Source organism: Clostridium sp. NSJ-145 (assembly GCF_021044725.1).
Classification (GTDB): domain Bacteria; phylum Bacillota; class Clostridia; order Clostridiales; family Clostridiaceae; genus Clostridium; species Clostridium disporicum_B.
On record NZ_JAJNOS010000014.1, the window covers coordinates 1 to 14,102 of the forward strand.

At 29.9% G+C, this 14,102-nt stretch carries 13 protein-coding genes and 1 pseudogene; all 14 read left to right on the top strand.

The window, feature by feature from the left end:
- Positions 1 to 124: 124 nt before the first annotated feature.
- Positions 125 to 358, top strand: a pseudogene (locus LQE93_RS12570) (YifB family Mg chelatase-like AAA ATPase); the annotation flags it as partial.
- Between the two features lie 22 nt (positions 359 to 380).
- Positions 381 to 1,436: a DNA-processing protein DprA gene (gene dprA / locus LQE93_RS12575; protein ID WP_186837568.1), complete on the top strand. Its 1,056-nt coding sequence runs from the start codon at positions 381 to 383 to the stop codon at positions 1,434 to 1,436.
- Positions 1,437 to 1,488: 52 nt separating this feature from the next.
- Positions 1,489 to 3,573: a type I DNA topoisomerase gene (topA, locus tag LQE93_RS12580; protein ID WP_186837569.1), complete on the top strand. Its 2,085-nt coding sequence runs from the start codon at positions 1,489 to 1,491 to the stop codon at positions 3,571 to 3,573.
- Positions 3,574 to 3,716: 143 nt separating this feature from the next.
- Positions 3,717 to 4,493 carry a GTP-sensing pleiotropic transcriptional regulator CodY gene (gene codY / locus LQE93_RS12585; protein WP_055263313.1) on the top strand — a complete coding sequence of 259 codons (777 nt, stop codon included), beginning with the start codon at positions 3,717 to 3,719 and terminating at the stop codon, positions 4,491 to 4,493.
- A 262-nt stretch (positions 4,494 to 4,755) separates the two neighbouring features.
- Positions 4,756 to 5,457, top strand: coding sequence for a 30S ribosomal protein S2 (gene rpsB / locus LQE93_RS12590; RefSeq protein WP_055263315.1), 702 nt, complete (start codon positions 4,756 to 4,758; stop codon positions 5,455 to 5,457).
- A gap of 84 nt (positions 5,458 to 5,541) precedes the next feature.
- On the top strand, positions 5,542 to 6,453 hold the full coding sequence (tsf, locus tag LQE93_RS12595; RefSeq protein ID WP_055263316.1) for a translation elongation factor Ts: 912 nt from the start codon (positions 5,542 to 5,544) through the stop codon (positions 6,451 to 6,453).
- Between the two features lie 70 nt (positions 6,454 to 6,523).
- A complete protein-coding gene (pyrH, locus tag LQE93_RS12600; RefSeq protein WP_055263318.1) occupies positions 6,524 to 7,234 on the top strand; it encodes a UMP kinase in 711 nt (236 codons plus the stop codon).
- A 14-nt stretch (positions 7,235 to 7,248) separates the two neighbouring features.
- Positions 7,249 to 7,806 (top strand): ribosome recycling factor, encoded by a 558-nt coding sequence (gene frr / locus LQE93_RS12605; protein ID WP_055263320.1) that lies wholly within the window; start codon positions 7,249 to 7,251, stop codon positions 7,804 to 7,806.
- 75 nt (positions 7,807 to 7,881) lie between these two features.
- On the top strand, positions 7,882 to 8,637 hold the full coding sequence (locus tag LQE93_RS12610) for an isoprenyl transferase (RefSeq protein WP_055263322.1): 756 nt from the start codon (positions 7,882 to 7,884) through the stop codon (positions 8,635 to 8,637).
- Positions 8,638 to 8,653: 16 nt separating this feature from the next.
- A complete protein-coding gene (locus tag LQE93_RS12615; RefSeq protein WP_055263324.1) occupies positions 8,654 to 9,448 on the top strand; it encodes a phosphatidate cytidylyltransferase in 795 nt (264 codons plus the stop codon).
- 211 nt (positions 9,449 to 9,659) lie between these two features.
- Positions 9,660 to 10,820: a 1-deoxy-D-xylulose-5-phosphate reductoisomerase gene (locus tag LQE93_RS12620; protein ID WP_055263326.1), complete on the top strand. Its 1,161-nt coding sequence runs from the start codon at positions 9,660 to 9,662 to the stop codon at positions 10,818 to 10,820.
- Between the two features lie 11 nt (positions 10,821 to 10,831).
- On the top strand, positions 10,832 to 11,851 hold the full coding sequence (locus LQE93_RS12625) for a M50 family metallopeptidase (protein ID WP_186837572.1): 1,020 nt from the start codon (positions 10,832 to 10,834) through the stop codon (positions 11,849 to 11,851).
- Positions 11,852 to 11,862: 11 nt separating this feature from the next.
- Positions 11,863 to 12,912, top strand: coding sequence for a flavodoxin-dependent (E)-4-hydroxy-3-methylbut-2-enyl-diphosphate synthase (ispG, locus tag LQE93_RS12630; RefSeq protein WP_055263330.1), 1,050 nt, complete (start codon positions 11,863 to 11,865; stop codon positions 12,910 to 12,912).
- A gap of 142 nt (positions 12,913 to 13,054) precedes the next feature.
- Complete coding sequence (locus LQE93_RS12635; protein WP_231073893.1) at positions 13,055 to 14,014, top strand: patatin-like phospholipase family protein; 960 nt, start codon at positions 13,055 to 13,057, stop codon at positions 14,012 to 14,014.
- Positions 14,015 to 14,102: the final 88 nt, after the last annotated feature.

Genomic DNA, 14,102 nt, shown 5'->3' on the forward strand with positions numbered 1-14,102 from the left:
TAGACCTTTGCAATAGAAATATTGTTAGGGAATCTAAACAGAGTTTATAGTTAGATAGGGTTGTAATTTGTACAACCCTATTTTGAGTACAATATCAACAATTTAATCTAACAGAGCCTATAATTATAATTCAGAGATTGTTGGTAAAGATGTATTTAGAATATGTAACATAAGTTCTAAAGGAAAGAAAGTACTAGAACAATATTATAATAAATACAATATAACTCTTAGAGGATATGTAAAGATAATTAAAGTTGCAAGAACTATAGCTGATTTAGAAGGTAGTGATGAGATTGCTGATTACCATATAATTGAAGCTTTGCAATATAGAAAGAATGCTTTTGGTGAAATAATATAAAGTTTAAAGGGGAAGTAGTTAAATGAGAGAGTATGAATTATGGTTTATAGTGGCGAATATTTCTAACGAAACTAAAATAGAATTAATTAAAAAGTATAATAACGAAGAAAATATTTATAATAATATTGATAGTATAGATAATTGCTATATTTATAAAGGTAGTGAATATACAAAATTGAAATCGACTTCGCTAAGTCAGGGAACTGAATTATTTCAATATATTAATAAAAATAACATTAGTTATGTCACAATAAATTCAGATCAATATCCAGAATCTTTAAAAGAAATTAATGAACCACCCTATGTGTTGTTTTATAAAGGAAACTTATCTTTATTAAATTATAATATGGTTGCTATAGTTGGATCACGTAAAAATACAACTTATGGAGAGGCTGTAACAAGGCAAATAGTTGGAGAACTAAGGAATATAGATTATGGAGTTGTTAGTGGTGTAGCTTATGGAATTGATACAATAGCACATAAAGAGTGTCTAAATAGAGGAATAAAAACAATTGGAGTTTTAGGCTGTGGTATAGATATAGTATATCCTAAAGTAAATAAGATGGTTTACAAAGAAATAGAAAAAAATGGGCTGTTGATATCTGAATTTTTACCTATGACAAAGCCAATGCCATATAACTTTCCTAGGAGAAATAGGATTATTACAGCTTTAAGCAAAGGTGTAATAGTTGTAGAAGCAACAGTTAAAAGTGGTTCTTTAATAACTGTAAATTACGCATTACAATATGGAAGAGATGTTATGGCTGTACCAGGACCGGTTTTAAATAGCAATAGCAAAGGATGTAATTTATTGATAAGAGATGGAGCAAAGGTATTTGTAGAATTAGATGATTTATATTGTTTTCTTAATGTGATTAAAAAAGATGGAAAAAATATAGAAAAAAATACCATAAAATTACTTTTGAGTGATGTGATAAGTAGCGAACCGATTCATTTAGATAAAATAATAGAATGTGTAAATATTGACAGAGTGGCTTTGTTTGAGTTATTATTTGAAATGCAAAATAGAAATGAACTAATTTGCTTACCAGGCAATTATTATGCGAGAATAAATTAATGATAAATGGGGGTGAAGAACTCCTGAAATAAATGAAATAGGAGTTTGTGAAATGGGTCAAAAACTTGTTATAGTGGAATCACCTGCTAAAGCTAAAACAATAGGAAAGTATTTAGGGAAAAATTATATTGTTGAAGCTTCAATGGGACATGTAAGAGATTTACCTAAAAGTAAATTAGGTGTTGATATAGAGGATAACTTTACGCCAAAGTATATCACAATACGAGGAAAAGGTGATTTGTTAGATAAATTAAAGAAGAGTGCTAAAAAAGCAGATAAAATATATCTTGCAACCGACCCCGATAGAGAAGGAGAAGCTATTTCATGGCATTTAGCAAATGTTTTAAAGATATCTCCAGAAGAGAATTGTAGAATAGTATTTAACGAAATAACTAAAACAGCAGTAAAATCTTCTATAAAAGAAGCGAGAGCAATAGATCAAAATCTAGTTGATGCTCAACAAGCTAGAAGAGTGTTAGATAGATTAGTTGGTTATGAAATAAGTCCTATTTTATGGAAAAATGTTAAGTGGGGTCTAAGTGCTGGTAGAGTGCAATCAGCAGCTTTAAAACTTATTTGTGATAGAGAAGAGGAAGTAAAAGCATTTATACCAAAGGAATATTGGACAGTAGATGTAGTACTAAAAAAAGATAAAAAGAAATTTCCTATTAGATTGTTAAGATATAAAGATAAAAAGATAGAGATAGATTCTAAAGATGAGGCTGAAAAAATAATTGAAGACTTATCAAATGATAAATATAAAGTTACAGCTGTTAAAAAAGGTAAAAAAACTAAAAATCCTTTACCGCCATTTACAACTAGTACTTTACAACAAGACGCTTCTAGAAAGCTAAACTTCGTAACAAAAAGAACGATGTCTATAGCGCAGGTGCTGTATGAAGGTGTTGAAGTTAAAGGATATGGAACTGTTGGTTTGATTACTTATATGAGAACTGACTCTGTAAGAATTTCAGAAGAAGCTCAAGGAAAGGCACGTGACTTTATAGCAAATAGTTATGGAGATGAATATATACCAGCTACTCCAAGAAATTATAAAAGCAAAAAGAATATACAAGATGCGCATGAAGCTATAAGACCATCATATGTTGAAATTACACCAGAAGTTGCAAAAGATAATTTAACTCCAGAACAATATAAGTTATATACACTAATTTGGCAAAGATTTGTAGCAAGTCAAATGGCAGGCTGTGAATTAAATACTAATAGTATAGATATAACTAATGGTGATTATAAATTTAGAGCCACTGGTTCAACGATGAAATTTGATGGGTTTATGAAAGTGTATGATTACACTACTGAAGATGAAGAAAGTGATGTTTTATTACCTACGTTAGAGGAAAATGAGATTTTAGATTCTCATTCAGTTGATGGAAATCAACACTTTACTCAACCACCAGCAAGATATACAGAAGCTTCTTTTGTTAAATTGTTAGAAGAGAAAGGAATAGGACGTCCAAGTACTTATGTTCCAACAATATCTACTCTTTTAAGTAGGGAATATATTGTAAGAGAAAAGAAAAATTTAATACCAACTGAATTAGGGTTTATTGTTAATAATATACTTTCAGATTATTTTAAGCAAATTGTGGATGTAGATTTTACAGCTGAAATGGAACATAAATTAGATAATATTGAAGAGGGCAGTGAGTCTTGGACTAAAGTAGTAGCTGAATTCTTTGGACCATTAAAAGTTGCTATTGATAAAGCTGAAAAAGAAGTTTCAAAAGTAGTAATTGAAGATAAAGTAAGTGATGTTCCATGTGATAAGTGTGGAAGAATGATGGTTATAAAGCATGGAAGATATGGAGATTTCTTAGCTTGTCCTGGTTATCCAGAATGTAAAAATGCTAAGCCTATAGTAGAGGAATTAGATGTACCGTGTCCGAAATGTGGAGGAAAAATTTTGGCTAGAAAGAGTAAGAAGGGTAAAAAATTCTTTGGATGTTCTAATTATCCTAATTGTGACTTTGTAAGTTGGAATGAGCCTTTAAATGAAAAATGCGATAAATGTGGATCATACATGGTCTTAAAGTTTAGTAAAACAAAAGGTAAATACGCTCAGTGTTCTAATACTGAATGCAATGAAACTAAAAAGTTAGAAGAAAAAACAGAATAAAAAGACCCTCATTTCAACTATGTCGAAAAAGTGTAAAAAATGTTGAAATCTTTAATTGCTTATGATACTATGATTATATCTATGAGAATTATAATGGTTAGAAAATGTTGAATATTAAAGGTTAAATGAGGGGAATGATATTTATGTCATCATTATTAGATAAAACGAGAAAGCTAAATAGAATATTACAAAAGGGTGGAACTGAACCAGTAGCATTTGAAGATATATGTGCACTTTTAAGTGAAGTTTTATGTGCTAATGTTTATATAATAAGTAGAAAAGGAAAAATTTTGGGACATACATTTCTAGAAAACTTCGAATGTGAAATAATGAGAAAGTATGTAGTTAATGATAAAATGTTCCCTGGAATATACAATGATGACTTATTAAGTGCATCACAAACTATAGCTAATATCAAAAATAAGGGATTATGTGTCTTTGAGGGTGAAGGACAATGTCCAATGAAAGATAAAGTTTCTACTGTTGTTCCAATAATTGGAAATAGAGAAAAGTTAGGAACTCTACTTTTAGCTAGATTTGGTGAAGAATTTACAGATGAAGATTTGGTTTTAGCAGAATATAGTGCTACAGTAGTAGGAATGGAAATATTAAGAGCTAAACAAGATGAATTAGAAGAAGAAGCAAGAAAGAAGGCTGTAGTTCAGCTGGCAATTGGAACTTTATCTTATTCAGAACTTGAAGCTATTGAACATATTTTTAATGAGTTAGAAGGAAATGAAGGGTTATTAGTTGCTTCAAAAATCGCTGACAAAGTAGGAATTACTAGAAGTGTAATTGTTAATGCGTTAAGAAAATTTGAAAGTGCAGGAGTAATTGAGTCAAGATCTTTAGGAATGAAGGGAACTCATATAAAAATATTAAATGAAAAATTAATTCATGAACTTAAAAAAATGAAATAATTGTTAAAGCTGTGAAAATCACAGCTTTTTTTATTAAATTATTTAGAATTATTTTTAAAAGTTTTAGGTAATAATAATAAACGTAGTGAATTATTTTATAAAGATAAAAAAGTTGAAAAATTTTTATTGCTAGGATATATAGCTTGTGTTATACTATCCTAGGTAACAAAATACACACATAGTCCAATAAATAAAGTCGGTGCCTTTTTAGGAAACTTTATTAAAATGAAGACTATGGAGGAAAAAACCAGGAGGTAACAGAATGTCAGTTATATCAATGAAACAATTATTAGAAGCTGGAGTTCACTTTGGACACCAAACTAGAAGATGGAACCCTAAGATGGCTCCTTATATATTCACAGAAAGAAATGGAATATATATAATCGATCTTCAAAAAACAGTTAAAAAGGTTGAAGAAGCTTATAACTTCATCAGAGAAGTATCTGCAGAAGGAAAAGATATCCTTTTCGTAGGAACTAAGAAACAAGCTCAAGAAGCTATCCAAGAAGAAGCTATAAGATCAAACATGCACTACGTTAACAACAGATGGTTAGGTGGTATGTTAACTAACTTCAAGACTATAAAGACTAGAATAGCAAGATTAGAAAAGTTACAAAAAATGGAAGAAGACGGAACTTTCGAAGTTTTACCTAAGAAAGAAGTTATCAAATTAAAAGGTGAAATGGAAAAATTAGAAAACAACCTTGGTGGTATCAGAAACTTAGACGTTAACAATATTGGAGCTATGTTCGTAGTAGACCCAAGAAAAGAAAAGAACGCTATATCTGAAGCTAAGATATTAGGAATCCCAGTTGTAGCTATAGTTGATACAAACTGTGACCCTGAAGAAGTAGATTACGTAATTCCAGGTAACGATGATGCAATAAGAGCTGTTAAATTAATAACTGCTAAACTTGCTGATGGAATTATCGAAGCTAGACAAGGTGAACAATTAGCTGAATAATATTTTAAAAGGTAGGTGAGGGAAACTTCATTTACCTTTTAGCCTAAAATATGGTTTACATTTAATGTTAAGGAGGAATTTAGGATGATAACTGCTAAATCAGTTAAAGAATTAAGAGAAATGACTGGTGCAGGAATGATGGACTGCAAAAAGGCTTTAGTTGCAACTGAAGGTGACATAGAAAAAGCTGTTGAATTTTTAAGAGAAAAGGGATTAGCTGCTGCTGCTAAAAAAGCTGGTAGAGTTGCTGCTGAAGGTATCGTTAAGACTTTCGTAAGCGCTGATAAGAAAACTGCTGGTATGGTAGAAGTTAACTGTGAAACTGACTTCGTTGCTGCTAACGATGAATTTGTTAGCTTTGCTACTAAAGTTGCAGAAATGGCTGCTAACACTTCAGCTACAACTGTTGAAGAATTAGTTGCTGAAAAATTTGAAGGAGAAACTACTGTTCAAGAAGCTTTAACAGCTTTAATCGCTAAATTAGGTGAAAACATGACAGTTAGAAGATTCGTTAAATTTAACATAGAAAATGGTGCGATAGCTAGCTACATACACGGTGGCGGAAGAATTGGTGTTATGGTAGAAGTTTCTTGCGACACTGATAGCGCTATATTAGAAGAAGTTGCTAGAGAAGTTTGTATGCAAGTTGCGGCTGCAAATCCTCTATTCTTAAGCAGAGAACAAGTAGATAACGAATCTTTAGAAAAAGAAAAAGAAATCTACAGAGTTCAAGCATTAAATGAAGGAAAACCAGAAAATATCGTTGAAAAAATGGTTATGGGAAGAATTCAAAAGTACTATAAAGAAGTTTGTCTTTTAGATCAAGCATGGGTTAAAGATGGAGATAAATCAATAGCTAAGTTCTTAGAAGAAAAATCTAAAGAAGTTGGTTCTCCAATAGCTATCACTAGATACGCTAGATTCGAAAGAGGAGAAGGTATCGAAAAGGTTGAAGAAGACTTCGCAGCAGAAGTAGCTAAGACTATGGGTATGTAATATCAAGGAGAACACTTTTGTGTTCTCTTTTTTTAGAAATTATATTATACAGATTGCGGGAGGTATTTCCATGGAGAAATGTGCTTATAAAAGAGTTATGTTAAAGGTTTCAGGTGAAGCTTTATCAGGAGAAAATGGTTTTGGATTTGATTTCGAAACAGTTGGAAGAATTGCTAGAGAAGTCAAATCTTTAGTAGATATGGGCGTAGAAGTTGGTTTAGTTGTAGGTGGAGGAAATATATGGAGAGGTAGAACTGGTGAAGGAATGGACAGAACTACCGCTGATCATATGGGAATGTTAGCTACATGTATAAATGCTTTAGCACTTCAAGATGCTTTAGAAGGAATTGGAGTTTTAACTAGAGTACAAACAGCTATAGAAATGAAAGAAATTGCAGAACCTTTTATAAGAAGAAGAGCAGTGAGACATTTAGAAAAAGGAAGAGTTGTAATATTTGGAGCAGGATCAGGTAATCCATATTTTTCAACTGACACAGCTGCAGCATTAAGAGCAGCAGAAATAGAAGCAGATGTAATTCTATTAGCAAAAAATGTTGATGGTGTATACGATAAAGATCCAAATAAGTTTGCAGATGCAAAAAAATATGATAAACTTACATATATGGAAGTTATTGAACAAGGGTTACAAGTTATGGATACAACTGCAACAACTCTATGTATGGACAATAATATCCCAATATTAGTATTTGGAATAAGTGATGAAGGTAATATAAAAAGAGCGATTAAAGGTGAAAAGATAGGTACAATAGTATCTAAGTAATAAGGAGGTAAAATATGATTAAAGACATAATTAATACTGCAGAAGCTAAGATGAAAAAAACTGTTTCAGTTTTAACTTCAGATTTATCCACAATGAAAGCGGGGAGAGCAAACCCAACAATGCTTGATAGAATTTTCGTTGACTACTATGGAAGCCAATGTCAATTATCTCAAGTAGCAAATATTTCTGCTCCAGAACCAAGAATGTTAGTTATTACTCCATGGGAGAAGCCTTTATTAAAGGAGATAGAAAAAGCTATATTAAAATCTGATTTAGGAATAAATCCTTCAAATGATGGATCAGTAATAAGATTATTAGTTCCAGAATTAACAGAAGAAACAAGAAAAAGACTTGTTAAAAATGTTAAGGCTGTAGGAGAAGATGCTAAAATAGCTATAAGATCTATAAGAAGAGATGCTAATGAAAAGATTAAAGCATTAAAGAAAGATGGACACATATCTGATGATGAAGTTAAAAAGGCAGAAGATGGAGTTCAAAAGAAGACTGATTTATTCGTTAAAGAAATAGACGGAATAATAGTAGCTAAGGAAAAAGAGATTATGTCAATTTAAAACCTGCTATTTAGCAGGTTTTTTCCATAATATATTTTTCAAAGGTTGCTTTGTGATGATGGAGGAGAGTTAAATATGCTTAAGCTATTTAAAAAGGATAAAGAAATTAATGAAGAAATTCAACTTGATTTTAATAAAATTCCTAAACATATAGCTATAATTATGGATGGAAATGGAAGATGGGCTAAGAAAAGAAAACTTCCAAGATCGATGGGACACAAAGCTGGTGTAGAAACTATAAGAAAAATCCTTAAAGAAGCTGATAGATTAGGTGTAGAATATATGACTTTGTATGCATTTTCTACAGAAAATTGGAAAAGACCAAAAGATGAAGTAGAAGCATTAATGAAATTGTTAGTGCAATATTTAACTAATGAAGTTGAAGCTTTGCATCAAAATGGAGTTGTTTTAAGAATTTTAGGTGATGTTGATGCTTTACCAGATCAAGTTAAGAATAAAATTTATGAAGCAATAGAATTAACAAAAGATAATAAAGGAATAGTTTTAAATGTTGCTTTTAATTACGGTGGTAGAGATGAAATAGTTAGAGCTGTAAAAAATATAGCTTCTGATATAGAATCTGGAAAGATAAATAAAGAAAATATAGACGAAGATTTATTTAATAATTATCTATACACAAAAAATTCGCCAGATCCAGATTTAATCATAAGACCTTCAGGAGAGCAAAGAATAAGTAACTTCTTGTTATGGCAATGTGCTTATTCAGAATTTTGGTATTCTAATGTAAATTGGCCTGATTTTAGTGAATCCGATTTACAAAAGGCTATTTATGATTATCAAAATAGAGATAGAAGATTTGGTGGAGTATAATAATTGAGGTGGATATATGAAATCAAATAGTAGATATTTAGGAGCGCTAATACTTGCTCCCCTATTAATATTTGTATTTTTGGGGGGAATGCCATTAAAGTTATTTACAATAGTAATTTCAGCAGTTGGATTATACGAGTTTTACAATGCGCTTAAAAGCAAAGAGATAAAGACATTACCAATAATAGGATATATTCTATTAGCTATATATTATTTAATCAATAATAATTTTGAAAATATGTTATATATTCTTATTTTTATAACTGTAATAGCTTTAATAATTCCAGTTATAGACTTAAAGTATTCATTTATGGATGTAGCTGTAACTATTTTGGGATTTATTTATGTAGGAATATTATTTAGTTTTTTACCTATTATCAATAATAAGGTAGGAGGACAATACTTAATATGGCTAGTATTTATTGGATCTTGGCTTTGTGATACTTTAGCATATTATAGTGGAAAATATCTAGGCAAGAAAAAGTTATGTCCAAAAGTTAGTCCAAAAAAAACTATAGCAGGTGCTTTAGGCGGATTTCTAGGAAGTGTTATAGGATGTGGAATTTTTGGGATGATAATTGGTAAATATGTACCTGGAGTAGATTTAATTCATTACTTTTTAATTGGAGCTTTATGCGGAATTATGGGACAGTTTGGAGATTTAGTAGCATCTTCAGTTAAAAGAGCTGTTGGTATTAAAGATTATGGTAATATAATTCCAGGACATGGTGGTATATTGGACAGATTTGACTCTATTTTATTTAATGGAATGGTAGTATTTTATTATTTAACTTTTATTGTTAAAATATAAATAATGCTAAAATAGGAGCTATTTTTAATGGCTCCTATTTTAGTATTCTTTATATTAAAAAATAAGTAATGTATTTACAAATTTAAATATATAATTAAAAGAAGGTAACATTAATTGTTTTTCTGAAAGGAATAATATAAAATATCAATAAGGAATTACATAATTTATATTGTTTAGTAAAACATATAAATTAAAAACGTAGGAGGTAAAAATGAAAAACATTTCTATTTTAGGAGCTACAGGCTCCATAGGAACGCAGACACTAGATGTTATTAGAAATTCAACTAATAAAATAAATCTTATAGGGATTACAGCAAATTCTTCTGTTAAGAAGGTAATTGAAATTATAAAAGAATTTTCACCTAAATATGTGGCTATGATGGATAAAGATTGTGCTAAAGAAATACAAAATTATTGTAGTAGTAATGATCTTGACATAAAGGTTTTAGAAGGTATAGAAGGATTAATAGAAATAGCTTCATTAGATGAAATTGATACAGTAGTTACATCGGTAGTTGGTATGATTGGTTTAAGACCTACTATGGCAGCTATAGAAGCAGGAAAAGATATAGCTCTTGCTAATAAAGAAACTTTAGTTGTAGCAGGGGAACTTGTAATGGACAAAGCAAGAGAAATGGGAGTAAAAATACTTCCAGTGGATTCTGAGCATAGTGCTATATTTCAGTCTTTAAGTGGGTATACTTCAAAAGATATAAATAAAATAATTTTAACAGCTTCAGGTGGACCTTTTAGAGGTAAAAAAATAGAGGAACTTAAAAATGTTACTGTACATGAAGCTTTAAAACACCCTAAATGGAATATGGGGAAGAAGATATCAATAGATTCTGCTACTTTGATGAATAAGGGATTAGAAGTTATTGAGGCACATTTCTTATTTGACTGTGATTATGATAATATTGAGGTAGTAGTACATCCTCAAAGTATAATACATTCTATGGTAGAATATAAAGATGCTAGTATTATAGCTCAATTAGGTTCACCAGATATGAGATTACCAATTCAATATGCATTAAATTATCCAGAAAGAATCGAGAGAATTGCAAAACCTATAAGTTTTTATGAAATTGCTACATTAACATTTGAAAAGCCTGATTTACATACTTTTAAATGTTTAGAACTTGCATATAAAGCAGGAAAAGAAGGTGGTCTTGCTACAACTATTTTAAATGGTGCAAATGAAGAGGCTGTAGCATTATTATTAGAAGAAAAAATTAAATTCTTACAAATAGCTGAAATAATTGAGGAATCATTAGAACACTTTAAAGATGAAAAAAATAATGAATTAACTTTAGACAATATAATAGATTTAGATTGCAGAGTAAGAAAATACATTAGAAATAAATGGTGTTAGGAGGAAAATAAGTGTATATAATAGCAGCGATACTTGGTTTTAGTTTGCTTATAATAGTTCATGAATTAGGACATTTCATAATGGCTAAGGTAAATGGCATAAAAGTAGAAGAGTTTTCAATTGGAATGGGACCAGAGATTTTTTCTCATAAGGGAAAAGAAACACAATATTCATTAAGACTATTTCCTATTGGTGGTTATGTTAAGATGTTAGGTGAAGAAGAAGTAGTAGATGATGAAAGAAGCTTCTCAAGTAAATCACCATTAAGAAGAATTTCAGTTATTCTTGCTGGAGCAATTATGAATATACTTTTTGCTTTAGTAATTTTTACAGTATTTTTCTTCAATAGAGGATTTAGTACACAAACAGTAAGTAAGGTAGTAGAGAATTCTCCAGCTTTAGAATCAGGCTTACAGGCAGGAGATACTATTTTAAAGATTAATGGATCAAGAGTATTCACGCCTAGTGATGTTTCTATAGAGATTCAATTATCTAAAGGTGATAATGTAAATTTATTAGTTGATAGAAATGGAGAAAAAGTAGATTTATCTATTACACCTAGGTTGGTAGAAGAGAATGGTAGTCAAATATACCAAATAGGATTTTATTATTCTGCTGTAGAAAATCCTACAATAGGGCAGGCAATTAAAGCAACATTTAATGAAACAATATCTTTAGTTGGGCAAACGTATAAAAGTTTAAAATTACTAGTAACAGGTAAGTTAAACTTTAAGACAGACGTTGGTGGGCCAGTAACAATAATAAAAATTTCAGGGCAAGCAGCTAAAAATGGGCTATATACACTTGCATATTTCTTAGCATTTATAAGTATAAATTTAGCAGTGTTTAATTTATTGCCATTCCCAGCATTAGATGGTGGATGGACAGTAATTTTGCTTATAGAATTAATAACAAGGAGAAAAGTCCCAGATAAGATAGTAGGAGCTGTAAATTATGTTGGGTTTATGATATTAATAGGATTTATGATAATAGTAACATTGAAGGATATAATTTTCCCAGTTAAACTTTAGGAGATGAATAAATGGAAAGAAGAATTACAAGAAAAGTTAAAGTCGGAAATGTTTATGTTGGTGGAGATGCACCAGTAAGTATTCAATCTATGACTAATACAGATACAAGAGATGTAGAAGCTACTTTAAATCAAATAAGAGCATTACATGTAGCAGGTTGTGAAATAATAAGATGTGCAGTACCTGATATGAAAGCTGCAGAAAGTTTAAAGGAGATTTGTGAAAATTCTCCTATGCCTGTAGTTGCAGATATACATTTTGATTATAGATTAGCGCTTAAATCTATAGAAAATGGCGTTTCTGCAATAAGATTAAATCCAGGTAATATTGGAAATGTTGAAAGAGTTAAAATAGTTACTGAAGCGGCTAAAGAAAAGAATATTCCGATAAGAATTGGTGTTAATTCAGGTTCTTTAGAAAAAGATATACTAGAAAGAGATGGTAGACCAACAGCAAAAGGTTTAGTTGAATCTGCTTTAAGACATGTAAAAATATTAGAAGAATTGAACTTTTTTGATATAGTAATATCTATAAAGTCTTCCGATGTTCCTATGATGATAGAAGCATATAGATTAATGAGCAAAGAATGTGATTATCCACTTCATTTAGGTGTTACTGAATCAGGAACTGTATTCCGTGGTACTATAAAGTCAACTTTAGGGATAGGAACATTATTAGCTGAAGGTATTGGTGATACAATTAGAGTGTCATTAACAAGCGATCCTATAGAAGAAATAAAAGTTGCAAAAGAAATGCTTATAGCTTTAGGCTTAAGAAAGCAAGGTATGACATTTGTATCTTGCCCTACCTGTGGAAGAACTCAAATCAATCTTATAAAAATTGCAGAAGAAGTTGAAAAGAGACTTGAGAATTGTGATAAAAATATAAAGGTTGCAGTAATGGGTTGTGTTGTTAATGGCCCAGGGGAAGCAAGAGAAGCTGATATAGGTATTGCTGGAGGAAATGGTGAAGGATTAATTTTCAAAAAGGGAGAAATAATTAAGAAAGTTAAGGAAGAAGACTTAATTGAAGAGTTAATGAAAGAAATAGAGAAACTTTAATAAACGGAGGATACATTTTAAAATTGAAATGTATCCTCTGTTTAATTTAGAATTTAAAGTTAAGAATTAATAAATGTTAGTTAATATATGTACTATGAAGTAATATTATTTATTATAAAATTGTGAGAGGTGATACTTGAATATGATTACTAAGAAAATAGATGATATAAACATAGGTCTAGTTTTATCTGGGGGAGGGGCAAAAGGTGCATATGAAGCAGGCGTTTTTAAGGCTATGTGGGATTTAGATATAGTTAAAAATATATCTGTTATATCTGGAACATCTATAGGAACGGTTAATGGTTTAATGTTTTCTATGGATGATAGCAATGTTTTAGAATCAAGTTGGGCAAATGTTAGTTATTCAAGATTTATTTTAAATGAAGATAGTATACGAAATAAAAATATATCTGATGCAGTTAAAAGAATATATACTGGTGAGAAAGCTACAATTGAGACTCATCTAGCTAGACAGGGAGACATAGGCTTATTATCACAATCAGGAGTGAAACAGTTTATAGAAGAATATATAAATATGAATGAAATAAAGAAGTGTAATAGAACTATATATGCTTGTGCTTATAATATTAACTTAGGGCATCCTGAATATTTTAGATTAAATGATTATTCAGAAGATGAAGTAATAGACATAACATTAGCATCTTGTGCAATTCCTTTTATATTTAAACCAATACAGTTTAAAGGATATAAATATGCAGATGGAGGAATTAATAATCCTAAGTATCCAAATAAAAATGCTGATAATGTTCCAATAAAACCAGTAATTAATCACAAGTGTGACCTTATAATAGTAATTTATTTGTCACATAAAGATAAAATTGATAAAAAGTATTTTAAAGATAACAATATAATAGAAATATATCCTTCTGCTCATTTAGAAACTATTCAAGGAATGGGAACTATAAATCTAAATCAAGCTACATTAAATGATAGGGTTGAACTAGGGTATAGAGATGGATTAGTAGCATTGTCTCCTATAGTCATAGCATTGATAAAGGGAAGAAATATTGAAGAATTAATAAAAAGGAATAATGAAAATAATAATAATTTATTAAATAGATTTAAACTATTTAATTTATAGTGTATATAGTTAGAAATTAATACAAGTTCTAAATTTATTTAAGAAAAATAAATTTGTGTTATAATAATGTAGTTACTTATTGATAAAG